Origin of the sequence: Mobilicoccus caccae, from assembly GCF_030161635.1 — a bacterium.
Lineage (GTDB): Bacteria > Actinomycetota > Actinomycetes > Actinomycetales > Dermatophilaceae > Mobilicoccus > Mobilicoccus caccae.
Map to the genome: position 1 here is coordinate 2,065,576 of NZ_BSUO01000001.1, position 24,392 is coordinate 2,089,967.

Genomic DNA, 24,392 nt, shown 5'->3' on the forward strand with positions numbered 1-24,392 from the left:
GCGAGAGCGGGGTCGACCCCACGCTCGAAGCGGCGGCTCGCCTCGGTCGACAGCTTGTGCCGGCGAGAGCTGCGGGCCACCGTGATCGGGTCGAAGTGGGCGGACTCCACGAGGATCGCGGAGGTGGAGGCCGAGACCTCGGAGGTCTCACCACCCATGACACCGGCGATCGCCAACGGGGTGTCACCGCCGTCGGTGATGAGCAGGTCCTCGCGGTCGAGGACGCGCTCGACGTCGTCGAGGGTGCGCAGCTTCTCCCCGCGCGCGCCCGGCGCACCTCGATCGACCCCGACAGGGTGTCGAGGTCGAAGGCGTGCAGGGGCTGCCCGGTGAGGAGCATGAGGTAGTTCGTCACGTCGACCGACAGCGAGATGGGCCGCATGCCGGACTTGGTGAGGCGGTCGGCCATCCACGCCGGGGTGGGCGCGGTCGGGTCGACACCGCGCACGATGCGGGCGACGTAGCGATCACACCCCTGCCTCCCCCGGATCGGCGCATCGTCGACCAGACGCACCGGGTATCCGGAGTCGTTCGCGGGCGCCACCTGCACCGAGTCGGCACCGGCGGGGTCGCGGAAGGACTCCGCGTGGGTGGACAGCGCGTACTCCCGCGCGATGCCACGCATGGAGAAGCAGTAGCCGCGGTCGGGGGTGACGTTGACCTCCACCGTCTCGGAGTCCAGGCCGAGCAGCGCGATCGCGTCGTCGCCGGGCTGCAGCGAGGCCAGGAGCTCGGGGCGGTCGGCGAAGTACTCCGACAGCACGATGATGCCGTCGTGGTCCTCGCCCAGCCCGAGTTCGAGGGCCGAGCAGATCATGCCGTTGGACATGTGGCCGTAGGTCTTGCGCGCCGAGATCGCGAACCCGCCCGGCAGCACGGCGCCGGGCAGCACGACGACGACGAGGTCGCCGGCTCCGAAGTTGTGGGCACCACAGACGATCTCCTGGGTGACCGCGGGATCTCCCCGGCCTGCGCGCGCTGCCCGTGATCGCCGACGTCGACGTGGCAGAAGTGGATCGTCTTGCCGTTCTTCTGCGGCTCGTCGGTGACGTCGAGGACCCGGCCCACGACGAGCGGGCCGGTGAGGTCGCCGCCGTGGATCGCCTCCTCCTCCAGGCCCACGCGCACGAGGTCGGCCGCGATGCGCTCACCGCTGACCGGCTCGTCGACCCCGACGAGCTCCAGCAGCCATTCGACGGGCGCCAGCATCAGATCTCCATTCCGAACTGGGCGGAGAACCGCGCGTCGCCTTCCACGATGTCGTGCATGTCGGTGACCCCGTGCCGCAGCATCACGGCACGGTCGATGCCCATGCCGAACGCGAACCCGGTGATCTCGGGGTCGGTGATGCCCGCCGCGCGCAGCACGTTGCGGTTGACCATCCCGCACCCTCCCCACTCGATCCAGCCGGCCCCGCCCTTCTTCTGCGGGAACCACAGGTCCATCTCGGCGCTGGGCTCGGTGAACGGGAAGTAGGAGGGCCGCAGCCGCGTCGTCGCCTCGGACCCGAACAGGGCGCGGGCGAAGTGGTCGAGCGTGCCCTTGAGGTGCGCCATCGTCAGCCCGCGGTCGACGGCCAGGCCCTCGACCTGGTGGAAGACCGGCGTGTGCGTCGCATCGAGTTCGTCGGTGCGGTACACGCGGCCGGGCACCGCGACGTACAGGGGCAGGTCACGCTGCAACAGCGAGGTGTCCCGCTGCAGCAGCGTGCGCGCCTGGACCGGCGAGGTGTGGGTGCGCAGCACCAGCCCGGAGGTCGGCGGGTCGACGAAGAACGTGTCCTGCATGTCGCGCGCCGGGTGATCGGGCGCGAAGTTGAGCGCGTCGAAGTTGTACCACTCGGCCTCGACCTCGGGGCCCTCGGCGATCTCCCAGCCCATGCCGACGAAGATGTCGGCGACCTTCTCGGTCATCAGGCTGATCGGATGACGCGCACCCACCCGCCGGAAGGGAGGCGTGACGGTCACGTCGATGGTCTCCTCGGAGAGGATCGCCGCGTCGCGTTCGGCCTCGAGCTCGGCCTGCCGCTCCTTCAGGGCCGCGCCCACCCGGCCGCGCGCCGCACCGACACGCTTGCCGGCGTCGGCCTTGGCACTCGGAGGCAGGGCCCCGATCTCGCGGTTGGCCAGAGCCAGCGGGCTCTTCTCACCGGCGTGGGCGAGGCGGGCCTCCTTGAGTTCGGCCAGATCGCGGGCCGCGGCGACGGCGGTGAGCGCCGCAGCGACGTCGGCCTCGATCTGCTCGGGTGAGAGGGCGCTGACCTCGACGGGGTCGTAAGAAGTGTTGGGTCCGGACACGCCTCGATCCTAAGTGGGGGCCTCGCGAGAGCGGAAAGGGGTTTCGGCGCTCGGGCGCGTCGCCCCGCCACCTGCGGCGATGCTCAGCGGGCGGTGGAGGCGCGCGGCAGGGCGAAGCGGAACAACGCCCCGCCCTCGGGCGCCCGGTCGACGCTGATGGAACCGCCGTGTGCCTCCACCAGCCCCCGGACGAGGTACAGCCCGAGGCCCGTACTGCCCCGGCGCGACCCGTGCCAGAACTTGCTGAAGACCAGCGCGTACTGCTCCGGCCGGATCCCCTCACCCTCATCCGCCACCGACACGATCCACATGGGGCTCGACCCCTCGGCCGTCCCGGGGTTCTGCGGCGAGACCGAGACGTGCACGGTGCCCGCCCCGTGCCGCACGGCGTTCTCCAGCAGGTTGGTGACGATCTGATCGAGCCGGTCGGCGTCGGCCCACACGAGGACGTCGGCCCTGTCGACCTCGTCCGTGGCGGGGAGGGGGTCGGTGGGAGCGTCGACCTCGGTGTCGACCTCGGCCGTGCCCGCGCCTGCCGGGCCCGTGCCGTCGGTCCCGGCCCGGCACGGGTCGTCGTCGATGCGGATCTCGAACCGGCTGGGGTCCAGGCCGGAGGCCACCAGGCGCTCGACGCAGCGGACGATGACCTCACGCAGGTCGACGCGGCGACGGTCCAGACGCAGCCGGCTCGTGTCGAGCCGTGAGACGTCGAGGAGTTCGTGGATCAGCCGCGCCAACCGCTCGGCATCGGCCTCGATGGTCTCGATCATCAGGTGCTTCTGCGTGTCGGTGAACCGGTCCCAACGCTTGAGCAACGTGCTCGAGAAGCCCTTGACCGACGCCAGCGGGGCGCGCAGTTCGTGGGCCACCATCGAGATCAGCTCGGCGTTCTCGGTCTCGGCCCGTCGGCGGGCGTCGGTGTCGCGCAGGGCGACGACGACGCGCACCACCGGCCCGAGGGGTTCGGCGCGCACGTACCGCATCGTCACCAGCACCTGTCCGCGACCGGGCAACAGCAGCAACCGCTCGCGATGACCGGTGCGGGTGGCCAATCCGTCCCAGGGATCGCAGCAGGTCCACCAGGAGTGTCCGGCCGCGTCCAGCAGCGGAAGGGCCTCCACGACGCGTTCACCGACGACGTCCTCGGGCCGGCGCCCCAGCAGCTTGGCCGCCCGCGGGTTGACCAGCTGGACGAGTCCGTGCTCGTCGGCGACGACGACCCCGTCGGGCAGGCAGGAAAGGACGGCCTCCGCGTCGCACCCAGCCCCCGAGATCAGCGAGTCGTCCCTGCTCACACGCGCACCGTACCTGGTGGTGTGATCGGGGCCCGACGGCGGGCCGACTCGTACAGGCACACGGTGGCGGCCATCGCCAGGTTGAGGGACTCCGCGCGGCCGTGGATGGGCACACGCACGACGTCGGTACACGCCTCGCGCACCTCCTCGTGCAAGCCCCACGCCTCGTTGCCGAACACCCAGGCGTGGCGGTGCTCCAGGTCGGCCTCGTCGAGGAGGACGGCGCCGGTCCCGTCGGCGGCATGGGTGATCATGCCGGCCGCGTGCACCTGGGCGATCACCTCGGCGACCGGCTCCCCGATCACCACCGGGACGTGGAACAGCGACCCGGCCGTCGAGCGGACCACCTTGGGGTTGTAGAGATCGACGCTCGCCTCGGTGAGGACCACGGCGTCGGCACCGGAGGCGTCGGCGCACCGCAGGACCGTGCCCGCGTTGCCCGGGTCGCGCACGTGCGCCAGCACGGCGATCGTGGCCGGCTGCGCGGCGAGTACCTCGCTCAGCGGGACGTCGAGGGTGCGGCAGACCGCGAGCACACCCTGTGAGGTCTCGGCATCGCCCATGGCCGCAAGGACCTGCGGGGATGCCGGGTGGACGAAGAGGCCGGCCTGCTCGGCGTCCTGCAGGATCTCGGGAAACCGCTGAGCCGCGTCGAGATCGACGTAGACGTCGCGGACCAGATCCGGGCGGTGCCGTACCGCTTCACGCACCCCCTGCGGGCCCTCGACGAGGAACAGCCCCTCCTTGGCCCGGACAGCACGACGGGCCAGGGCCGCCACCTTGCGCACGCGCTCGGCGCGCGGGTTGGTGAGCGGATCCCTGGCCCGGTCGGACGACACTGCTCGAGGCAGGCTCAGGCGGCGTCGGTGTTCTGGGCGTCGGACGCCGGCACGTTGGCCTTGGCAATCTCCACCAGAGCCGCGAACGTCGAGGGGTCGTTGACCGCCATCTCGGCGAGCATGCGACGGTCGACCTCGACCTCGGCGGCCTTGAGGCCCTGGATGAACCGGTTGTACGTCATGCCGTTGGCGCGGGCCGCAGCGTTGATGCGCTGGATCCAGAGGCGACGGAAGTCACCCTTGCGGGCCTTGCGGTCGCGGTAGGCGTAGCCGAGGGAGTGAGTGACCTGCTCCTTGGCCTTGCGGTACAGGCGCGAACGCTGCCCGCGGTAACCGCTGGCGCGCTCGAGGGTCACCCGACGCTTCTTCTGGGCATTCACTGCCCGCTTCACGCGTGCCACGTGATGTCTCCTTGTGATCTTGGTGCGGTAGGGCGTCTGCGCGGAGTGCCACGCGACGGGGCGGACTTACTTGCCGAGAAGCTTCTTGACCTTCTTGGCGTCCGGCGCGGCGAGCTCGACGTCGTTCGCGATGCTGCGCTTGAACTTGCTCGACTTGCGCTCGAGCAGGTGACGACCGCCGGCCTGCTCGCGCATGACCTTGCCCTTGCCCGTGATGCGGAAGCGCTTCTTGGTTCCGCTGTGCGACTTCATCTTCGGCATGGTGCCGTCTCCTTGGAGTCTTCGTTGGTGGTCGTGCGCGACCCGCCGTCGGCGTCGCCGCCGACGGGTCGGTGATGCGGGCCTCAGGAGCCTGCGGGAGCCGTCTCTTCGCTCATGCCCTCGGCCGCCGCCGCCTCGTCGCGCTGGCGACGCTGCTGGGCCTTGGCCTCGGCCTTCTTCTTGGTCGGGCCGAGGACCATGATCATGTTGCGGCCGTCCTGCTTGGGCGAGCTCTCGACGAAGCCGATGTCGGCGACGTCCTCGGCGAGCCGCTGCAACAGCCGGAACCCGAGTTCGGGTCGTGACTGCTCGCGACCGCGGAACATGATCGTCACCTTGACCTTGTCCCCCGCGTTGAGGAACCGCTCGACGTGGCCCTTCTTGGTGCCGTAGTCGTGCGGGTCGATCTTGGGACGGAGCTTGATCTCCTTGATGACCGTGTTGACCTGGTTCTTGCGAGCCTCACGGGCCTTCAGCGCGGCTTCGTACTTGTACTTGCCGTAGTCCATGAGCTTGCAGACCGGCGGGTTGGCCATCGGGGCGACCTCGACGAGATCGAGGTCGACCTCCCCGGCCAGCCTGAGCGCCTCGTCGATGAGGACGATGCCGACCTGTTCGCCGTTGGGTCCGACGAGTCGGACCTTGGGAACGCGGATCCGGTCGTTGATGCGGGCTTCGCTGATGTCGAGCTCCTTGTCTCAATACTGTCGTTCGGACGTGCCACCCTCGAGAGGCCGACCGTCGGGCGGCATCCGGTGCCGGAAACGACGACGGCCCTTCGCGGGCTCCCCGCGAAAGGCCGGATCACCACCGCCGCACGGCTCGGTGGCCGCCGGAAGATCCAGCGGCACCGGAGCGAACACCTGACGGTGTCTCGGCGACCCGGCGATCTGAGGCGAGCGACGGGTGGAAGCGTGGTGAGCGGCTTCTCTTGGGGCAGTCGTGCTGGTCGGCGCGACATCCCGCAGCAGCGGGAGGCGTCGGCACGACACGACCGATCACCGACAAGGGTACCAGCCGGTCATCGCGTGACCAACCGAGAGCCTGGGCGGATGTGAGATTCGCACGTGGAAAGGCGTCGTCTCCCGCGATCCGCGGGTCGATGACGGGATCCTGCGAGGTGGTCGGACCCGAGGCCGTCCGATCCGAAGCACGACGACGATCAATGACGTCGATCGAAAAGACCAATCACATTGTTGCCGTAAATGTCGGTGGAGACGACTAGCGTTGTCAGCGTACGCCCGACCGATCGATCAAAGAGAGGTTCACGCATGTCGACCCCCACCACTCCGCGCTCCGGAGACATGCCCGGCGGCCAGTCCGTGGACACCAGCGGCTCCCGGCAGGCGCACGGCGCCCCCGCCGTCAGCGACCGGCACTCCCTGTCGGTCGGCGCCAACGGTCCCCTGCTGCTGCACGACACCCATCTCGTCGACCAGATGGTCAAGTTCAACCGCTCGAACATCCCCGAGCGCAAGCCTCACGCCAAGGGTTCCGGCGCCTGGGGTGAGTTCGAGGTCACCGGTGACGTGTCGGCGTACACCCGGGCCGCGGTGTTCCAGCCGGGCACGAAGACCGAGATGCTCGCACGCTTCTCGACGGTCGCCGGCGAGCTGGGCTCCCCCGACACCTGGCGCGATGTCCGCGGTTTCTCGCTGCGCTTCTACACCACCGAGGGCAACCTCGACCTCGTCGGCAACAACACCCCGATCTTCTTCGTGCGCGACCCGATGAAGTTCCAGAACTTCATCCGCAGCCAGAAGCGCCTGGCCGACTCGGGCCTGCGCGACAACCACATGCAGTGGGACTTCTGGAGCCTCACGCCCGAATCGGCGCACCAGGTCACCTACCTCATGGGCGACCGCGGCCTGCCCCGCTCCTGGCGACACATGAACGGGTACGGCTCCCACACCTACCTGTGGGCCAACGCCGCGGGTGAGAAGCACTGGGTCAAGTACCACTTCCACTCCGAGCAGGGCGTGCAGGGCCTCACCGGCGAGCAGGCGGAGAAGATCGCCGGAGCCGACGCCGACTTCCATCGGCGCGACCTCTTCGAGGCCATCGAGCGCGGCGAGTACCCGAGCTGGCGCCTGTCCGTGCAACTCATGCCGTACGAGGACGCCAAGAACTACCGGTTCAACCCCTTCGACCTCACCAAGGTGTGGCCGCACGGCGACTACCCGCTCATCGAGGTCGGGCGGATGACGCTCAACCGCAACCCCAAGAACCACTTCGCCGAGATCGAGCAGGCCGCGTTCGCGCCCAGCCACACCGTGCCGGGCATCGGGTTCTCCCCCGACAAGATGCTGCTGGCCCGCGTGTTCAGCTACGCGGACGCCCACCGCGCCCGCGTCGGCACCCACTCCGAGCAGCTGCCCGTCAACCAGCCGCGCGGCATGCAGGGCCATGAGAACGGCTTCGACGTCTACAACTTCGACGGCCACATGAACTACCTGCAGTTCGGTGACGACAAGCCGACGTACGCCCCCAACAGCGAGGGCCGCCCGTTCTCTGCGGAGGAAGGGCCGGACGAGGTCGGCTGGGAGGCCGACGGCGAGATCGTGCGCAGCGCCTACGAACTGCACCCCGAGGACGACGACTTCGGCCAGGCCGGTCGACTGGTGCGCGAGGTCTGGAACGACGAGCAGCGTGCCCGCTTCTGCGAGACCGTCGCCGGCCACCTCCTCGGTGGGGTGCACGGCGAGGTGCTCGAGCGTGCCTTCTGGTACTGGGAGCAGGTCGACGCCGACTGCGGCGCCAAGATCCGCGAACTCGTCGCTCAGGGCTCGGGCGGCGACAACCCGGGAGGTGAGGACGACGAGGCCAAGCAGGCCGCCGAGGGCGTCCTCGTCGAGCCCAAGACGCAGGCCGGCAACTGACACCCGCTGACCAGCACTGAACGACGAGACCGGCGGTCCCCTCAGGGGGCCGCCGGTCTCGTCATGTCCGGGTGCCGACGTGCGTCGTCTTCACCGGGTCGCGCCGTGCGGATCAGCCGTCCCCGCCGTCCGGTTCTCCGGAGTCGCCGCGATGCAGCACGATCGCGAGGTCGTCGATGCGGATCCGCACCTCGGGGTCACCGGCCAGGCGTTCACCCATGGTGCGGGCGATCTGCTCGACGCGGGCCTGGTCGAGGCCCGGACGCAGGACGAGGACCAGGCGCAGCACGTCCGGTCCGTGGGTCGCGGTGCCGTCCTCGGCACCGGCGCGCAGCAGACCGTCGAGGCCCTGGGCGGCCTCGGCGACCGCCAGCCGAACCACGGGGTCCTCGTGCGGCGGCATCCACGGACGCTCCTGCGCCAGCGCCCACAGGTGCGACAGCGGCAGGGCCGCGGCGTGCGGAGAACCGAGGTCGACGAGGAGGGTGTCGCAGCCGTCCTCGATGGCCGACCTCGCCACGTCGGGGACGTGCGTAGGGCTCGGGCGGGCCGTGGGGTCCCAGGCGGCGAGCGTGTCGACGCCGGTGAACACCGGCATCGCCTTGCTGCTGCCGTCGGTCGCCGACAGGGTGACCGTGGCCATCTCGGTGCCGTCGCTCGGCCGGTCGTGCCCGTGCCCCTCGTGCCCGTGCCCCTCGTGCTGGTGCTCGTCGTGAGGCTGCCCGGCCCCCGAACCGGGGTGGTGCTGCACCGGGGTGCCCTTGGGCGCGGCGACGACGGGCACGACGACTCTCGCCGTGGAGAGCAGGCGCAGGGTCGCGGCGACGTTCTCGGCCGAACCGTCACGCGTGAGCGCCTCGAGCGCGGAGAGGAGGTCGGGATCGGACCGACCGTCGTCGCCCGCGAAGCCGGGGTCGCTCAGCTGCCGCCCCGCGAACGGGATGCCGCCGCTGTCGACGCCGCCGGTCACGGCCGACCCGCGACGTCGAGCGCCTCCGGCAGGGTGAACGCGCCCTGGTAGAGCGCGGAGCCGACGATCGCCCCCTCGACACCCAGCGGCACCAACTCGCGCAGCGCCGCGAGGTCGGCCAACGTCGAGACGCCGCCGGAGGCGACGACCGGGGTGTCCGTGCGGGCGCAGACCTCCCGCAGCAGGTCGATGTTGGGGCCGGCGAGCATGCCGTCCTTGGCGACGTCGGTGACGACGTACCGGCTGCAGCCCTCGGAGTCCAGACGCGCCAGCGTCTCCCACAGGTCGCCGCCCTCACGGGTCCAGCCCCGCGCGGCCAGCGTGGTGCCACGCACGTCGAGACCGATGGCGATCCGGTCGCCGTACTCGGCGATGGCCGACGCCGTCCACTCCGGGTCCTCCAGAGCGGCGGTGCCGATGTTGACGCGCCGGCACCCCGTGGCCAGGGCCCGTTCGAGGCTCTCGGCGTCGCGGATCCCGCCGGAGAGCTCGACCTGCATGTCGAGCCGTCCGACGATGCCGGCGAGGAGCTCGGCGTTGCTGCCCCGACCGAACGCCGCGTCGAGGTCGACCAGGTGCAGCCACTGGGCTCCTGCGTCCTGCCAGGCCGTCGCCGCCTCGAACGGGTCGCCGTACTCCCCGCCGGTGCCCGCGACACCCTGGACGAGTTGCACCGCCCGGCCGTCGACGACGTCGACCGCGGGCAGGAGCTCGAGGATCGGCTGGGCGGAGGTGCTGGGGGTGGTCATGCGTCTCCTTGTCGGGGTGGGGTCGAGCAGAGCGATCTGTCGGGCGGATCGTGCGGGCGCCGGCTCAGAGCGACTCGAGCCAGTTGCGCACGAGGCGGGCTCCGGCGTCACCGGACTTCTCGGGGTGGAACTGGGTGGCGGACAGGGGGCCGTTCTCGACCGCCGCCACGAACCGGCCGCCGTGATCGGACCAGGTGACCAGCGGCGCGACGACCTCGAACGGGCCCGAGGGGTGCAGGGTCCACTCACGGACGGCGTAGGAGTGCACGAAGTAGAAGCGCTCGTCCTCCACACCGGCGAACAACCGACTCCCCGACGGGACGTCGACGCTGTTCCAGCCCATGTGGGGCACGACCCCGGCCTCGAGCCGCCGCACGACACCCGGCCACTGCCCCAGCCCGGGCAGCGGCGCCGAGCTGGGTTCGGCCGAGGTCTCGAAGAGCACCTGCATCCCCACGCAGATGCCGAGGACCGGCCGGCCGCCGGCGAGACGGGTGTCGACGATGCGCCGGCCCTCGACCGCGTCGAGACCGGCCATGCACGCGTGGAAGTTGCCGACGCCGGGCACGAGGAGGCCGTCGGCGCCGATCGCCCGATCGCGCACGGAGGTCAGCTCGACCTCGGCGCCCAGCCGCTCCAACATCCGCACCGCGGACCGCAGATTGCCACTGCCGTAGTCGAGCACGACGACATGCGGTCGTCCCTGCACGGGCGCGACGGACCCCCGTCGCCCGACGGGATCGGTTCCGGGGCCTGCGCCGGGGAGCCCTGCTGCGGTGTGCCGGTGTCGGTCATCTCACTCCGTCCGGTCGTCGTCCTGGTCGAGCCGTCGCTCCCGGACGATCTTGTCGAAGGCCCGCGCATAGCGGTCGGCGGGCACGATCAGGCGGGCCTCGGGCAGGTCGGCGGCCACGGCCCGGCCCGTGAGCACGTCGAGGCCGGGCAGGTCGAGCACGCCGAGCAGGGCCGCCAGGATCTCCGGCGCACCGGCTCCGACGTCTCCGACGATCTCCTCCACCCGCGCGAGCACCTCCGGCGAGTCCGACCCCGCGGCGCGCACCACGTCGGCCGGGCGCGCCACCGGCAGACCCTTGGGTGTGACGAGGCCGTCGCGCGGGGTCCAGATCATCCATCGCGTGGGCGCGAGGCGGCGCTTGGCGTGCAACGTGACCACGGCCTGTTTGCCGACGCGGAAGAACCCCAGCGCCGGGCGCATCCGGTAGGAGACCGGGCGGCCCGCGAGGGTGCGGACGGCGTCGTCGTAGGGGTAGCGGGCCTTGGGCCGGCCACCGGGGCTGACCAGGGTCCAGCCCTGCGCCGGCACGACGACCAGCGGGCCGAGGCCGCGCCTGGCCCATCCCGCCACGACCTCGGCCCGGGCCCGGGTGAGGACGATCCCCTCGCCGGTGACCGTCGTCGCGGTCCGGCGGCTGAGCCTAGAGCGCGCCCTTGGCACTGGGGATCCCTTCCACACGCGGATCCCGCGCGACGGCGAAGCGCAGGGCACGGGCCAACGCCTTGAACTGGGCCTCGACGATGTGGTGGGGATCGCGCCCACCGAGCACACGGACGTGGATCGCCAGCCCGGCGTGGTGGGCGAGGGTCTCCATCACGTGCCGGGTGAGGCTGCCGACGTAGGCACCGCCGATGATCACGTACTGCTGGCCCTCGGGCTCGCCGGTGTGCACGCAGTAGGGACGGCCGGCCACGTCGACGACGACCTGGGCGAGCGCCTCGTCCAGGGGCACGGTGGCCTCGCCGAACCGCGAGATGCCGCTCTTGTCGCCCAGGGCCTGGGCGATGGCGTCGCCGAGGACGATGGCGACGTCCTCGACCGTGTGGTGGGCATCGACGTCGATGTCTCCCTCGGCCTTCACCTGCAGGTCGATGAGGCTGTGCTTGGCCAGGCTGGCGAGCATGTGGTCGTAGAACCTCACCCCGGTGCTGACGTCGCTGCGGCCGGTGCCGTCGAGATCGATGGTGAGCTCGACCCGGCTCTCCGACGTCGCACGCCTGATGGTGGCGGTGCGGTGGTCAGCGGTGGTCATGAACCGTCCTTTCGTCCACCTCGCGGTGGGTGCTGTGCCAGTGCTGCGAGGAAGGCATCGACTTCGGCGGGCGTCCCCGCGGTCACCCGAAGGTACCCGTCGAGACCGACGTCGCGGACCAGCACGCCCTCATCGAGCAGCGCCCGCCAGAGCGCCGGTGCGTCGTCGCCCCCGCCGAAGAGGACGAAGTTGGCGTCGCTCGGCACGGGTTCGTACCCGAGCGACGGGAGTTCGGCGACGATGCGGTCGCGCTGCTCCTTGATGGCCTCGACCGTACCGAGCATGACGTCGGAGAAGGACAGCACGGTCCGAGCCACGACCTGGCTGGTGGAGGACAGGTGGTAGGGCATGCGCACGAGTCGCAGGGCGTCGACGAGGGCCGGATCGGCGGCGAGGTACCCGAGGCGACCGCCGGCGAGCGCGAAGGCCTTGCTCAGGGTGCGGGTGACCACGAGCCGCGGGCGTCCCTCGAGCAGGGTCAGGGCGCTGGGGGTGCCGGGCCGGGCGAACTCGGCGTAGGCCTCGTCGACGATCACCACCGCGTTGGGTGCGGCGTCGTACACGGCCCGCACCACGTCGAGGTCGAGCGCCGTGCCGGTGGGGTTGTTGGGTGAGCACAGGAACACCAGCGCCGGGTCGTGCTCGGCGGCCTGGGCCGCCGTGCGCTCGACGGGCAGATCGAAACGGGCGCCCGGCCCGGCCGGCGACCCGTCCGACCCGGCGTCGGTCGGGCGGACACCGCGGAGTCCGTCGACCCAGGTGGTGCCGGTGGTGCGCGTGATGATCGGGTGCATCGAGTAGGACGGGGTGAACCCGAGCGCCGTGCGCCCCGGTCCGCCGAAGGCCTGCAGCAGGTGAAGCAGGACCTCGTTGCTGCCGTTGCCCGCCCAGACCTGATCCGGGTCGATCGACGCCCCCGCCGTGCGGGTCAGGTACCCGGCGAGCGACTCGCGCAGTTCGGTGAACTCACGGTCGGGGTAGCGGTTGAGACCGGCCGCGTCGGCCGAGACCGCTCGCGTGATCGCCTCGACGACCTCGGGCGGCACGGGGTAGGAGTTCTCGTTGGTGTTGAGGGCCACCGGGACGTCGAGTTGCGGTGCGCCGTAGGCGGTCCGGCCCCGCAGGTCGGCGCGGAGCAGACGCTCGATCTGTGCCGCGGGGGTGACCGGGTGGGTGGCGGGGTCGATGGCGCGGGTGGCGGGGTCGACGGCGCGGGTGGCGGGGTCGACGGCGCGGGTGGCGTCGACGCCGTCGGGCCCGTCCTCGCGGGTCGTGGTGTTCATCGGGTGCCGCCTTCGGTGCGCGCGAGGATGGCCTCGCCGTGCGCCGGGAGGTCCTCGGCGTGGGACAGCGCCACGACCCCCGGCCCCACGGCGGCGAGGGCCTCGGCGGTGTAGTCGATGACCTGCACCGACCGGAGGAAGGCGTGCACGGACAGTCCGCTGCTGAACGCGGCGGTGCCGCTGGTGGGCAGCACGTGGTTGGACCCTGCGGAGTAGTCGCCGAGGCTCACCGGCGTCGAGGCGCCGACGAAGATCGCCCCGGCGTTGCGCACGGCGCGGGCCCGCTGCGCGGCGTCGCGGGTCTGGATCTCGAGGTGTTCGGCGCCGTAGGCGTCCACGACGCGCTGCCCGGCGTCGAGGTCGTCGACGAGCACGATCGCCGACTGCCGACCCGACAGGGCTGCGGTGACGCGCTCGTGGTGCTTGGTGAGGGCGACCCGTTCGGCCAGAGCCGTCTCGACGCCCTCGGCGAGGGCGACCGAGTCGGTGACGAGCACCGAGGCCGCGAGGGTGTCGTGCTCGGCCTGGCTGATGAGGTCGGCCGCGACGTGCTGGGGGTCGGCCGAGTCGTCGGCGAGGACGGCGATCTCGGTGGGGCCGGCCTCCGCGTCGATGCCGATGACACCACGCAGGGCGCGCTTGGCCGAGGCGACGTACACGTTGCCCGGTCCGGTGACCAGATCGACCGGTTCGCAGACGACCTCGCCGGCGTTGTCGAGAGTGGCGCCGTCGGCACCGACCCCGGGCTCACGCGCGCCGTAGGCGAACATCGCCACCGCCTGGGCACCACCGACGGCGTAGACCTCGTCGACGCCGAGCAACTCGCACGCGGCGAGGACCGTGGGGTGGGGGTAGCCGGTGAACACCCCGGTGTTGTCGCGTTGCGGCGGGCTGGCCACGGCCAGCGACCTCACGCCCGCCTCCTGCGCGGGAACGACGTTCATGACGACACTGCTCGGGTAGACCGCGAGCCCGCCCGGGACGTAGAGCCCGACGCGCTCGACGGGGATCCAGCGCTGCCCGACCCGGCCGCCCGGGGCGACGTCGGTGACGTGCTCGGCCGGCATCTGGTCGGCGTGGACGAGGCGGGCGCGGCGAATCGACTCCTCCAGGGCCGCCCGCACCTGCGGGTCGAGGGATTCCAGCGCGGCCGCCGACACCTCGGCGGGCACGCGCAGCCGATCGGGCACGACCCCGTCGAAACGCTCACCGAACTCGCGGACGGCCGCGGCGCCGCGGCCGCGCACCGCATGACAGATGGGCAGGACGACCTCCAGGGCGTCCGCGACGTCGAAGTCGGCGCGGGGCAGCACCTCGCGCAGGCGACGGTTGTCGAGGTCGGACAGGGCGGTGCCTCGAAGATCGAGTCGGGAGATCACCGCAGCATTCTAGGAGGAGCCACCGACAACGCATGCGGGCGGCATTTCGTCCCCCACCGCGTGGGGTGGGCGAGGGCGGTGGCGATACTCGTCCCCGTGATCACCGCGGAGTCCTCGAACGCCCTCATCGACGTCAGCGGACCGGACGGCTTCGTCCGACTCGTGGTCGTGGTGCTCGTCATGGCCGCGCTGGCCGCCTGGCTGCGTCGGGCCACCGGGCTCGGCGACGGGCGGGCCGAACTCACGGCCACCGTGCGCGCCACGGTGCAACTGGGGGTCGTCGGTCTCCTCATCGCCGGCGTCCTCGCGTCCTGGTGGCTGACCGCGGCGTTCGTGACGGTGATGGTCGTCGTGGCGGCGCTGACCTCCGGTGGGCGCATGGGCCTGCGCGGGGCGGCACGCGTCTGGCCGCTGCTGCCCGTCGCGATCGGCGCCGTCCCCCTCACCGCGGGCCTGCTGTTCGTGGGCCTGCTGCCGCTGGAACCCGTCTCGGTCATCCCGACGGGCGGGATCCTCATCGGCAACGCCATGACCGCCACCACCCTCGCCGGTCGCCGCGCCCTCGACGCGCTCACCGAACGGCGTGGGGAGTTCGAGGCCGGCCTGTCCATCGGGCTGCTCCCCCGGGACGCCGCCCTGCTCGTCACCCGCGAGGCGGCCCGGTTGTCGCTGATCCCGGGGTTGGACCAGACGCGCACGGTCGGGCTCGTCACGCTGCCCGGGGCGTTCGTCGGCACCCTGCTGGGCGGCGCCTCCCCGCTGGAGGCCGCCGCACTCCAACTCGTCGTCCTGGCCGGCATCCTCCTGGCCCAGTCCGTGGCCGTGCCGCTCACCCTCGAACTCGTCGTGCGGGGCCGGATGTCCCGGGCCTGAGCGAGCGCCCGACACCCCGCGCGCCGAGACCGCCGGCCATAGCCGGCGGTCTCGGCGCGCTGTCGGGTAGGGCTACGTCTCGGCCTTGCGGGGTCGGCCGCGGCGAGGCACGGGCCGAGCGTCCCGGGGCATCCGGCCCTCGTCGGTGAGCGCGGTGCGCAGGACGAGCTCCACCTGCGCGTTGACGCTGCGCAACTCGTCCGCCGCCCACCGGGCCAGCGCCTCGTGGACGGCGGGGTCGAGCCGCAGCAGCACCTGCTTGCGGGCCGACCGGTCGGGAGCCGCCCGACGAGGGGTCTCATCGGCCATGGGACCCACCTCCCATCGGTGGCGTCGCCGTGCCCGGAGCGGTGTGGCTCCGGGCACGGCGGGCCTTCGTCATGTGTACAGGCTGCCGGTGTTGATGACGGGTGAGGCCTTGGACTCACCGCAGAGGACGACGAGCAGGTTGCTCACCATCGCGGCCCGGCGCTCGTCGTCGAGCTCGACGATGGACTCGGCCTCGAGCTTGGCCAGGGCCATCTCGACCATGCCGACGGCCCCCTCCACGATGCGCGCGCGGGCCGCCACGATCGCTCCGGCCTGCTGGCGCTGCAGCATGGCCTGGGCGATCTCGGGCGCGTAGGCGAGGTGGGAGATCCGCACCTCGACGATCTCGACGCCCGCGACCACGACGCGCTCGGCCACCTCGAAGGCGAGCTCCCGGGACACGACGTCGGTCGAGCCGCGCAACGACGTCCCGCCCTCGCCGAACTCGTCGTAGGGGTGGGTCGTCGCGACGTGCCGCAACGCGGCCTCCGCCTGCACGCGCACGAAGCTCTCGTAGTCCTCGACCGAGAAGCACGCACGGGCGGTGTCGGCGACCTGCCAGACGATGATGGCGCCGATCTCGACGGGGTTGCCGTCGGCGTCGTTGACCTTGAGCGAGCTCGTCTCGAAGTTGTGGACCCGCACCGACACCGAGCGCTTGGTCGTGAGCGGCATGACCATCGTCAGGCCGGTGCGACGGTTGGTGCCGACGTAGCGGCCGAAGAACTGCAGCACCTTGGTCTGCCCCGGCGCCACGATGGTCACCGAACTCAGCACGAGCAGGCCGAGGAGGAACAGGACGATGCCGCCCGCGAGCCCGCCTCCGCTGCCGAATCCCCAGCGCTGGCCCGCGAGGTCGCCGACGGCGAACACGCCGAGCGCGACGCCCCCGAGGACGAGCAGGAGTGCGACGAGCAGCGCGAGGAATCCGTTCGCCGCCCACGCCCTGGTCTCGTCGATGTCGACGCGGGTCCCCTCGTGTCCGACGGGTGCACTCGCCTGCGGCTGTTCGGCCGGGCCGACCCCGGCCTCCTCGACCGCGCCGCCGTCCGTGGTTGTGCTCATCGCGACCTCCTCCTCGCACGCTCTCCGAGCGCGCTATCAAAGTGATATAAAAACGATATCACTTTATCGAGGGGTGCGCGAGACGCCTCACTCCACGTCGAGGTGGTGCAGCAGGAAGGACATCTCGAAGGCGGCGTCCTTCCACGCGTCGTACCGGCCGCTGCGACCCCCGTGGCCGGCGACCATCTCGGTCCGCAGGAGGATCGGCCGCTCCCGCTGATCGGAGGTCACCGTCTCGCGCAACCGGGTCACCCACTTGAGCGGCTCCCCCACCTGCACGCGGGTGTCGTTGAGGCTGGTCGTCGCGAGGATCGCCGGGTACGGCCGCGCCTGCACGTTCTCGTACGGCGAGTACGCCTTCATCGCCGCGTAGATCTCGGGATCGGCCAGCGGGTTGCCCCATTCCTCCCACTCCCCGACCGTCAGCGGCAGGCTCGGGTCGAGGATCGTCGTCAGCGCGTCGACGAACGGGACCGCGGCGTGCACCACCCGGAACAGCTCCGGCGCCAGGTTGACCGCGGCGCCGACGAGCAACCCACCGGCGGAACCACCTTCGAGCGCCAGCCGGTCGCGGGCGACGAGCCCGGAGTCCAGCAGGTGCCGTCCGCAGGCCACCAGGTCGGTGAAGGAGTTGACCTTGTCGGCGAATCGTCCTGAGAGCCACCAGGACCGGCCCATCTCCCCACCGCCGCGGACGTGCGCCACGGCGAGCACGACACCGCGGTCGAGGAGGGAGAGGGACGGCACGGAGAAGTAGGGGTCGCTGGGGATCTCGTACGCGCCGTAGCCGCGCAGCAGGCCGGGCGCCGTGCCGTCCGCGGGCACGTCGGCGCGGCGCACCACCGACAACGGCACCGACACCCCGTCCTCCGCCTCGACCCACAGGCGTTCCTCGACGTACCGCGACGCGTCGTAGCCGCCGAGGACCTCACGCTGCTTGACGACCTCGACCACGCCCGTGTCCGGATCGAACTCGCACACCCGGCGTGGGACGAGGAAGGACTCCTGCACGATCTGCAGCCGCGTCGTGTCCCACTCGGGGTTCTCCCCGTGGACACCGACCCCAAGGGCGCGAACGACGGGATCTCGACGATGTCCGTGGGGTCGACGGGGTCGACGGGGAACGCACCCGATCGGCGGCGGATGAGGCGCACGGTCGGCAGACCGCCGCTGCGCAGGGACACGGCCACGAAGTCCGCGAACGCCTCGACCGCGAGCACACGTTCGTCCTGTGCCGGCGTCCACCAGGGCTCCCACGGCGCATCCTCCTGCCGCAGGACGCGCTCCACCGGCACCGCGGACACCGCGAAGTCCACCCGGTCGCCGTTGTGGACGATCAACAGCAGGTCCCCGGCGGGTTCGACGTCGTACTCCAGGCCCGGGGTGCGGCGGCGGACGCACCGGAGCTCACCGGTCGGATCCCGCAGGTCGAGCAGGTGGATCTCCGAGGAGGACCGCGAACCGGTCATGACCATCAACCATCGCTCGTCGCGCGAGACGTCGATCCCCATCCAGAAGGTCTCGTCCTCCTCGACGTAGATGCGGACGTCGTCCTCCACGGGGGTGCCGACCTCGTGCCGCCAGACCTCGTGCGGACGCCAGGCGTCGTCGACGCGCGTGTAGAACAGGTAGCGGTCGTCGCCGCTCCAGACGAGCCCGTACCCCACCCCGTGCAGAGCGTCCTCCAGAGTGCGGCCGCTCGCCACGTCGCGGACGACGACGTCGAACCGCTCGTCGCCGCTGCGGTCGACGGCGAAGGCCACGCGCTCACCGGCGTTGTCCACCTCCAGGGCGCCGATCGCGAAGTACTCCCCGCCCGCGGCCTCGACGTCACCGTCGATGAGCACCTGCTCGCCCCGCTGCGAGGACTCCGCATCGATGATCGGACGCGCCGTTCCCTCCGCGGGCACCCGACACTGGCGTCCGTACTGCTTGCCCTCCTCGGTGCGGGAGTAGTACCACCACCCGCGATACCGGACCGGCACGGACAGGTCCGTCTCCTTGGTCCTGGCCTTGATCTCGGCGAAGATGCGCTCCGCCGTCGCGGTCGACCCGGCCGTCATCGCCTCGGTGTAGGCGTTCTCGGCATGGAGGATCTTGACCACCTCTGGATCATCGATGTCTCGCAACCACGCGTACGGGTCGATTACCGTGTCGCCGTGATGGGTTCGCCTCGTCGACCTGCGGTCGACCCGGGGCGGCCGGCATTCCTGAGGGGCGCTCGAACGTCGCTGATCCATGCGGCAACTGTAGGTCGCCGGGTGGATCGATCCCCTCAGGTGCTGGGTCGGTCGGTCGACAGGGAAGACGGTGGCCCCCCTCGCTACCCCTGCCGTCGCCGGCCCTGGCCGGTACGTCGGCACGCGCCCCACGACAGGAGCCGACCTGTGTCCCGAACCGTTCGCCAACTTCCGCGCCGTCCTCGCTCCGTACTCCTCACGGGGACAACGGGCTTCGTCGGCCAGGCCGTCCTCGAACGGTTCTTGCGCCAGGAGGCCTTCGTCCACGTCCTGATCCGCCCACGCACGGGCCGGACGGGGACGGAGCGACTCAACGAGCTGCTCGCCAAGGAAGCCTTCGACGGATGGCGCCAGGAGGTCGGCGCTGCCGGCGTGGCGCGCGCACGCGCCCGGTTGCGCGTCATCGAGGCGGACCTCGCCCACGGACTGCCGGCCCTGCCCGCCGATCTGGACCTCGTCGTGCACAGCGCGTCCACGGTCTCCTTCGACGCGCCCTGGGACCACTCGATGCGCGCCAACGTCCTCGGCCCGCAGCACCTGTACGAGGCCCTCCACGCCGCCGGCGCCCGGCCGCACGTCATCCACGTCTCGACGGCCTACGTCGGTACCGACCGCGTCGCCCTCTCCACGGAGGAGCCCGTCGAGCACGACGTCGACTGGCGCGGCGAGGTCGCCGCCTCCCTGGCCCGACGGGCCATGCTCGACTCCGAGGCCGGAATGCTGCCGGTGCCCGCCACCTCCGGCGACACCCGCATGCGGGAACTCGGACGCCTGCGGGCGAACCAGCTCGGGTGGACCGACGTCTACACGATGAGCAAGGCACTGGGCGAACGGGTCGCCGAGGAGCTGTGGGCCGGCCGGGGACTCCCGTTGACCGTGCTGCGACCGACCATCATCGAGAGCGCCGTCGCCCGGCCCCACCCCGGCTGGATCGACGGGTTCAAGGTCGCCGACCCCCTCATCGCCGCCTACGCCAAGGACCGTCTGGTCGCCTTCCCGGGCCGCCCCGAGGAGGTCATCGACATCGTGCCCGTCGACGTCGTGGTCGACGCCGTCATGGCTGCCGACGCCGTCCCGCACGAGGACACCGCCGCCCACACGCCCGCCGGGCACGCCCGGTACTTCCAGGTCGGCACCGGCGTCAGCAACCCGATCACCCTGGACCGGTTCCGTGCCCACGTCGAGGACTACCTCCGTGCGCACCCCTGGACGAGCCGCGACGGGACCCCGATCCGCCCGCGGCCGTGGCGATTCCTCCCGCCCGGCGACATCGACTCCTGGGCCTCGCGCAGGTCGACCGTGCTCACGCGCACCGCGGACCTGCTCGACCTCATCCCCGGACTGTCCAAGCCGACGCGCCGACGGATCGAGCCCGCCATCCGCAAGCTGACGCTGCTGCGCAACTACGTCTCCATCTACCAGCCCTACACCTGCAGCCGGACGACCTACGACGACACCCAGACCCGCCGACTCCTCACCCGCGCGGCCGAACTGGGCGTCGAAGGTGCGCTGGACGTCCGCCGCATCGACTGGCACGACTACATCCGCAACGTGCACATGCCGAGCCTGACCCGGGCGGCCGAGCGCCGCCGGCGCAAGCTCACACCGGTCGTCGTCGGCGACACCGTCCGGATGCCGGCCCGCGCCGCGGCCCGCGCACGCAAGACGCCGATCGCCGGCAACGCCTGAGCAGCGACCTCGGCCTCGGCCTCGGCCCAGACCGCAACCTGGGCCTGGGCCTGATCCGGCTCAGGCTCAGGCTCAGGACAGGCAGGAGGCGCCGAGCAGTGCCTTGAGGTCGCCGAACAACGCCGGTGAGGCCGTGACGCGCAGGTTGTCGTCGAGCTTCATCAGCACCGTGCGCCCCGGTTGGGTCAGCCGCAGGTGGACCTCGGTCGCGCCGGGGTGCTCGTGCAGGACGCCCTTGAGCTTGAGGGCGAGCCCGTTGGTGGCTCGCGTGGCGGGCATCGACACGACCACGGGGCCGCGCGGACCCTCGGTGATGTCGGGCAGCGTCAGTTCCTGCGCGTAGATCGACACCTGGTCGTCGCGCCGGTTGATGCGGCCGCGCACGGCACACACGACGTCGGTCGACAACATGGTGCTGACGGTCATGTACGTGCTGGGGAAGAACAGGCACTCCACGGCACCCTCGAGGTCCTCGACCGTGACGATGGCCCAGAGATCGCCCTTCTTGGTGCGCTTGAGCTGCAACCCGGTGATGAGGCCGGCGATCGTCACCGTGGCGCCGTCGGCGCGCCCGCCCTCGTCGGCCGGCATCGAGACCGTCGCGATCGAGGTGTCGCTGTGCTGGGACAGGATGTGTTCGATGCCGAACAGCGGGTGGTCGCTGACGTAGAGGCCGAGCATCTCGCGCTCGAAGGTGAGCAGGGTGTGCTTGTCCCACTCCTGGGTGGGGATCGGGGGCAGCCCGTCGAGCCCGCCACCGGCGGAAGCCCCTCGTCGGCGTCGTCGTCGAACCCGAACGCGCCGAACAGGGAGTCCTGCCCGATCGCCTCCTTGCGCTTGATGTCGACCAGCGCGTCGACGTAGCTCTCGTGCACGCGCACCAACCCGGCCCGGGTGTGGCCGAGCATGTCGAACGCGCCCGCCTTGATGAGCGACTCGATGGTCCGCTTGTTGCACACCACGGCCGGCACCTTGGACAGGAAGTCGGAGAAGCTGGTGAACTCCCCTTCTCCTCGCGCGCGGCGACGATGGCGTCGACGACGTTCTGGCCGACGTTGCGGATGGCGTTCATGCCGAACCGGATGTCCTCCCCGACCGCGGCGAAGTTGCCGATCGAGGTGTTGACGTCGGGCGGGAGCACCTTGATGCGCATGTGGCGGCACTCGTTGAGGTAGAGCGCCGACTTGTCCTTGTCGTCGCCGACGCTCGTGAGCAGGGCGGCCATGTACTCGGCGGGGTAGTTGGCCTTGAGGTACCCGGTCCAGTACGACACGAGGCCGTACGCGGCGGTGTGCGCCTTGTTGAACGCGTAGTCCGAGAACGGCACGAGGACGTCCCACAGCGCCTTGACCGAGGCGGCCGAGAACCCGCTGTCGAGCATGCCCTTCTCGAAGTTGACGAACTCCGCGTCGAGCACCTCGCGCTTCTTCTTGCCCATGGCCCGCCGCAGCAGGTCGGCGTTGCCGAGGGTGTACCCCGCCAGCTTCTGCGCGATCTCCATGACCTGCTCCTGGTAGATCACCAGGCCGTAGGTCGTGCCGAGGATGGGCTCGAGCGCGTCGATCATCTTCTGCTCGAGCTGACCCTTCAGACGCGGGTCGAGCGGGGTCGTCTCCTGCCGCCCGTTCTTGCGCAGGGCGAAGTTGGTGTGCGCGTCCACACCCATCGGTCCGGGCCGGTACAGCGCGAGCGCCGCCGAGATGTCCTCGAAGTTGTCCGGCCGCATGAGGCGCAGCAGGGTGCGCATGCCGCCGCCGTCGAGCTGGAAGACCCCGAGGGTCTCGCCGCGGGCCAACAGGTCGTACGTGGCCGGGTCGTCGAGGGTCTTGCTCAGCGCGTCGAGGTCGAGGTCGACGTCGCGGTTCATCTTCACGTTCTCGAGCGCGTCGTCGAGGATCGTGAGGTTGCGCAGGCCGAGGAAGTCCATCTTGACGAGCCCGAGGGTCTCGCACGTGGGGTAGTCGAACTGCGTGATGATCTGGCCGTCCTGCTCGCGGCGCATGATCGGGATGACGTCGATGAGCGGCTCGGAGCTCATGATGACGCCCGCCGCGTGGACACCCCACTGCCGCTTCAGACCCTCGAGGCCGAGCGCGGTCTTGACGATCTCCTGCGCCTGCGGGTCCTCGTCGTGCATCGCGCGGAACTCACCGGCCTCGGCGTACCGCTTGTGCTCGGGATCGAACACCCCCGAGAGCGGGATGCCCTTGCCCATGACGTCGGGCGGCATCGCCTTGGTGAGCTTCTCGCCCATGGCGAAGGGGAAACCCATGACGCGGCTGGCGTCCTTGAGCGCCTGCTTGGCCTTGATCGTGCCGTAGGTGACGATCTGCGCGACGCGTTCGCTGCCGTACTTCTCGGTGACGTACCGGATGACCTCACCGCGCCGACGCTCGTCGAAGTCGACGTCGAAGTCGGGCATCGACTTGCGCTCGGGGTTGAGGAACCGCTCGAAGATCAGACCGTGCGGGATGGGGTCGAGGTCGGTGATCTTCATGGCATACGCGCACATCGACCCCGCACCCGAGCCGCGGCCCGGCCCGACGCGGATGCCCTGGGACTTGGCCCACTGGATGAAGTCGGCCACGACGAGGAAGTAGCCGGGGTACCCCTTGCCGACGATGACCTCGATCTCGAACTGCGCCTGCTTGCGGGCGTAGTCGGGGATGCCCTCGGGGAACCGCTCGTGCAGGCCCTTCTCGACCTCCTTGACGAACCAGCTCGTCTCGTCCTCACCCTCCGGGCAGGGGAAGCGGGGCATGTACCGGCCCTCGCCCTCGACGAACTCCACCTCGCACCGCTCGGCGATGAGCAGGGTGTTGTCGCACGCCTCGGGCAGCTCACGCCACAGGTGGCGCATCTCCTGGGCGGACTTGAGGTAGAAGTCGTCGGCGTCGAACTTGAACCGGCCCGGATCCATGAGCGTGGACCCCGACTGCACGCAGAGCAGCGCCGCGTGGGCCACCGCGTCCTCGGGCTTGGTGTAGTGCAGGTCGTTGGTGGCCACCAGCGGGAGGTTCAACTCGCGGGCCAACCGCAGCAGGTCCTTCTGCACCCGGCGCTCGATGTCGAGGCCGTGGTCCATGAGCTCGCAGTAGTAGTTCTCCGCGCCGAAGATGTCGCGCAACTCGGAGGCCGCCTGGATCGCCTTGTCGTACTGCCCGAGGCGCAGGCGGGTCTGGACCTCACCCGAGGGGCATCCGGTGGTGGCGATGATGCCCTTGCCGTAGGTCTCGAGCAGCTCGCGGTCCATGCGCGGCTTGAAGTAGTACCCCTCGAGAGAGGCCAGCGAACACAGCCGGAACAGGTTGTGCATCCCCGCGGTGTTCTCGGCCAGCAACGTCATGTGGGTGTAGGCCCCCGAACCCGACACGTCGTCGCGACCGCCGTCGCCGTACTTGACCCGCGTCTTGTCGCTGCGGTGCGTGCCCGGGGTGACGTACCCCTCGATGCCGATGATCGGCTTGACCCCGTGCGCCCGCCCCTTCTTCCAGAACTCGTACGCGCCGAAGATCGAGCCGTGGTCGGTGGTGGCGATCGCCGGCATCCCCATGCGCGCCGCCTCGGTGAACAGGTCGTCGATCCGCGCCGCGCCGTCGAGCATCGAGTACTCGGTGTGGCAGTGCAGGTGGACGAAGTTGCCGGGGGCGGAGGCGGGGTTCTCACTCATGACCCGGGCATCCTAAGTCGGCCCACCGACAACCCTCGACCGTGTCCGCGCCCGGGCTGGCGGCTCGGCGTGTCCGGCCCACGGCGCGACCCGAGGACGGCGCAGGCCCGCCGACGACACCGCGATACCGAACCGGTCGAGGAGC

20 protein-coding genes and 3 pseudogenes are annotated in these 24,392 nt (G+C 71.0%); 3 read left to right on the forward strand and 20 right to left on the reverse strand.

Annotated elements, in window-relative coordinates; genetic code table 11:
* Positions 1–11 precede the first annotated feature (11 nt).
* From QQK49_RS23255 to infC, 8 genes and pseudogenes are all read right to left on the reverse strand, one after another.
* Positions 12–829 (reverse strand): annotated as a pseudogene (locus tag QQK49_RS23255) (phenylalanine--tRNA ligase beta subunit-related protein); the annotation flags it as partial.
* Positions 814–1,209: a hypothetical protein gene (locus QQK49_RS22790; protein ID WP_348536155.1), complete on the reverse strand. Its 396-nt coding sequence runs from the start codon at positions 1,207–1,209 to the stop codon at positions 814–816. The pseudogene QQK49_RS23255 and the gene QQK49_RS22790, both read right to left, overlap by 16 nt.
* Positions 1,209–2,297, reverse strand: a complete 1,089-nt coding sequence (gene pheS / locus QQK49_RS09990) for a phenylalanine--tRNA ligase subunit alpha (RefSeq protein ID WP_284303778.1) — start codon at positions 2,295–2,297, stop codon at positions 1,209–1,211. The genes QQK49_RS22790 and pheS overlap by 1 nt, the downstream gene beginning before the upstream one ends.
* Before the next feature lie 83 nt (positions 2,298–2,380).
* Positions 2,381–3,592, reverse strand: coding sequence for a sensor histidine kinase (locus QQK49_RS09995; RefSeq protein WP_284303779.1), 1,212 nt, complete (start codon positions 3,590–3,592; stop codon positions 2,381–2,383).
* Entirely contained in the window at positions 3,589–4,431 is an 843-nt protein-coding gene (locus tag QQK49_RS10000) for a TrmH family RNA methyltransferase (protein WP_284303780.1), read from the reverse strand. The genes QQK49_RS09995 and QQK49_RS10000 overlap by 4 nt, the downstream gene beginning before the upstream one ends.
* Before the next feature lie 14 nt (positions 4,432–4,445).
* Positions 4,446–4,832, reverse strand: a complete 387-nt coding sequence (gene rplT / locus QQK49_RS10005; protein WP_284303781.1) for a 50S ribosomal protein L20 — start codon at positions 4,830–4,832, stop codon at positions 4,446–4,448.
* A gap of 66 nt (positions 4,833–4,898) precedes the next feature.
* On the reverse strand, positions 4,899–5,093 hold the full coding sequence (rpmI, locus tag QQK49_RS10010) for a 50S ribosomal protein L35 (RefSeq protein WP_284303782.1): 195 nt from the start codon (positions 5,091–5,093) through the stop codon (positions 4,899–4,901).
* An 83-nt stretch (positions 5,094–5,176) separates the two neighbouring features.
* A complete protein-coding gene (gene infC, locus QQK49_RS10015; RefSeq protein ID WP_348536259.1) occupies positions 5,177–5,776 on the reverse strand; it encodes a translation initiation factor IF-3 in 600 nt (199 codons plus the stop codon).
* A gap of 588 nt (positions 5,777–6,364) precedes the next feature.
* On the opposite strand from infC, the gene QQK49_RS10020 reads away from it, so the two are divergent.
* Entirely contained in the window at positions 6,365–7,972 is a 1,608-nt protein-coding gene (locus QQK49_RS10020) for a catalase (protein ID WP_431310529.1), read from the forward strand.
* Between the two features lie 112 nt (positions 7,973–8,084).
* Here the strand turns inward: QQK49_RS10020 and QQK49_RS10025 are convergent, their stop codons facing one another.
* The 7 genes from QQK49_RS10025 to hisD form a co-directional block, all read right to left on the reverse strand.
* The gene (locus tag QQK49_RS10025) at positions 8,085–8,942 is read right to left on the reverse strand and encodes an SseB family protein (RefSeq protein WP_284303783.1); all 858 of its coding nucleotides are present in this window, start codon (positions 8,940–8,942) and stop codon (positions 8,085–8,087) included.
* Positions 8,939–9,691: a bifunctional 1-(5-phosphoribosyl)-5-((5-phosphoribosylamino)methylideneamino)imidazole-4-carboxamide isomerase/phosphoribosylanthranilate isomerase PriA gene (priA, locus tag QQK49_RS10030; RefSeq protein WP_284303784.1), complete on the reverse strand. Its 753-nt coding sequence runs from the start codon at positions 9,689–9,691 to the stop codon at positions 8,939–8,941. Before priA ends, QQK49_RS10025 begins: the two co-directional genes overlap by 4 nt.
* A gap of 64 nt (positions 9,692–9,755) precedes the next feature.
* Positions 9,756–10,400 carry an imidazole glycerol phosphate synthase subunit HisH gene (hisH, locus tag QQK49_RS10035; protein ID WP_284303785.1) on the reverse strand — a complete coding sequence of 215 codons (645 nt, stop codon included), beginning with the start codon at positions 10,398–10,400 and terminating at the stop codon, positions 9,756–9,758.
* 87 nt (positions 10,401–10,487) lie between these two features.
* Positions 10,488–11,147: a hypothetical protein gene (locus QQK49_RS10040; RefSeq protein ID WP_284303786.1), complete on the reverse strand. Its 660-nt coding sequence runs from the start codon at positions 11,145–11,147 to the stop codon at positions 10,488–10,490.
* Positions 11,128–11,739 carry an imidazoleglycerol-phosphate dehydratase HisB gene (gene hisB / locus QQK49_RS10045; RefSeq protein ID WP_284303787.1) on the reverse strand — a complete coding sequence of 204 codons (612 nt, stop codon included), beginning with the start codon at positions 11,737–11,739 and terminating at the stop codon, positions 11,128–11,130. The genes QQK49_RS10040 and hisB overlap by 20 nt, the downstream gene beginning before the upstream one ends.
* Positions 11,736–13,022, reverse strand: coding sequence for a histidinol-phosphate transaminase (locus QQK49_RS10050; RefSeq protein WP_284303788.1), 1,287 nt, complete (start codon positions 13,020–13,022; stop codon positions 11,736–11,738). The genes hisB and QQK49_RS10050 overlap by 4 nt, the downstream gene beginning before the upstream one ends.
* Entirely contained in the window at positions 13,019–14,401 is a 1,383-nt protein-coding gene (gene hisD, locus QQK49_RS10055; protein WP_284303790.1) for a histidinol dehydrogenase, read from the reverse strand. The genes QQK49_RS10050 and hisD overlap by 4 nt, the downstream gene beginning before the upstream one ends.
* Positions 14,402–14,497: 96 nt before the next feature.
* Between hisD and QQK49_RS10060 the strand changes: the two genes are divergently transcribed.
* The gene (locus tag QQK49_RS10060) at positions 14,498–15,274 is read left to right on the forward strand and encodes an ABC transporter permease (RefSeq protein ID WP_284303791.1); all 777 of its coding nucleotides are present in this window, start codon (positions 14,498–14,500) and stop codon (positions 15,272–15,274) included.
* A gap of 72 nt (positions 15,275–15,346) precedes the next feature.
* On the opposite strand, the gene QQK49_RS10065 is transcribed toward QQK49_RS10060, so the two are convergent.
* The 4 genes and pseudogenes from QQK49_RS10065 to QQK49_RS10080 form a co-directional block, all read right to left on the reverse strand.
* A complete protein-coding gene (locus QQK49_RS10065) occupies positions 15,347–15,583 on the reverse strand; it encodes a type II toxin-antitoxin system antitoxin (protein WP_284303792.1) in 237 nt (78 codons plus the stop codon).
* A gap of 69 nt (positions 15,584–15,652) precedes the next feature.
* Positions 15,653–16,648: an SPFH domain-containing protein gene (locus tag QQK49_RS10070; RefSeq protein WP_284303793.1), complete on the reverse strand. Its 996-nt coding sequence runs from the start codon at positions 16,646–16,648 to the stop codon at positions 15,653–15,655.
* 87 nt (positions 16,649–16,735) lie between these two features.
* On the reverse strand, positions 16,736–17,659 hold the full coding sequence (locus QQK49_RS10075) for a prolyl oligopeptidase family serine peptidase (protein ID WP_284303794.1): 924 nt from the start codon (positions 17,657–17,659) through the stop codon (positions 16,736–16,738).
* A gap of 173 nt (positions 17,660–17,832) precedes the next feature.
* Positions 17,833–18,888: pseudogene (locus tag QQK49_RS10080) on the reverse strand (S9 family peptidase); the annotation flags it as partial.
* 147 nt (positions 18,889–19,035) lie between these two features.
* Between QQK49_RS10080 and QQK49_RS10085 the strand changes: the two are divergent.
* On the forward strand, positions 19,036–20,577 hold the full coding sequence (locus QQK49_RS10085) for an SDR family oxidoreductase (RefSeq protein WP_284303795.1): 1,542 nt from the start codon (positions 19,036–19,038) through the stop codon (positions 20,575–20,577).
* A 72-nt stretch (positions 20,578–20,649) separates the two neighbouring features.
* On the opposite strand, the pseudogene dnaE reads toward QQK49_RS10085, so the two are convergent.
* Positions 20,650–24,247, reverse strand: a pseudogene (gene dnaE / locus QQK49_RS10090) (DNA polymerase III subunit alpha).
* Positions 24,248–24,392: the final 145 nt, after the last annotated feature.

Bases quoted from the DNA above. Each gene is read 5' to 3' on its own strand.
- QQK49_RS10065 (WP_284303792.1), bottom strand. From the start codon at position 15,583: ATGGCCGATGAGACCCCTCGTCGGGCGGCTCCCGACCGGTCGGCCCGC.
- QQK49_RS10050 (WP_284303788.1), bottom strand. From the start codon at position 13,022: ATGAACACCACGACCCGCGAGGACGGGCCCGACGGCGTCGACGCCACC.
- QQK49_RS22790 (WP_348536155.1), bottom strand. From the start codon at position 1,209: ATGCTGGCGCCCGTCGAATGGCTGCTGGAGCTCGTCGGGGTCGACGAG.
- priA (WP_284303784.1), bottom strand. From the start codon at position 9,691: ATGACCACCCCCAGCACCTCCGCCCAGCCGATCCTCGAGCTCCTGCCC.
- QQK49_RS10020 (WP_431310529.1), top strand. From the start codon at position 6,365: ATGTCGACCCCCACCACTCCGCGCTCCGGAGACATGCCCGGCGGCCAG.
- QQK49_RS10070 (WP_284303793.1), bottom strand. From the start codon at position 16,648: ATGAGCACAACCACGGACGGCGGCGCGGTCGAGGAGGCCGGGGTCGGC.
- hisB (WP_284303787.1), bottom strand. From the start codon at position 11,739: ATGACCACCGCTGACCACCGCACCGCCACCATCAGGCGTGCGACGTCG.
- rpmI (WP_284303782.1), bottom strand. From the start codon at position 5,093: ATGCCGAAGATGAAGTCGCACAGCGGAACCAAGAAGCGCTTCCGCATC.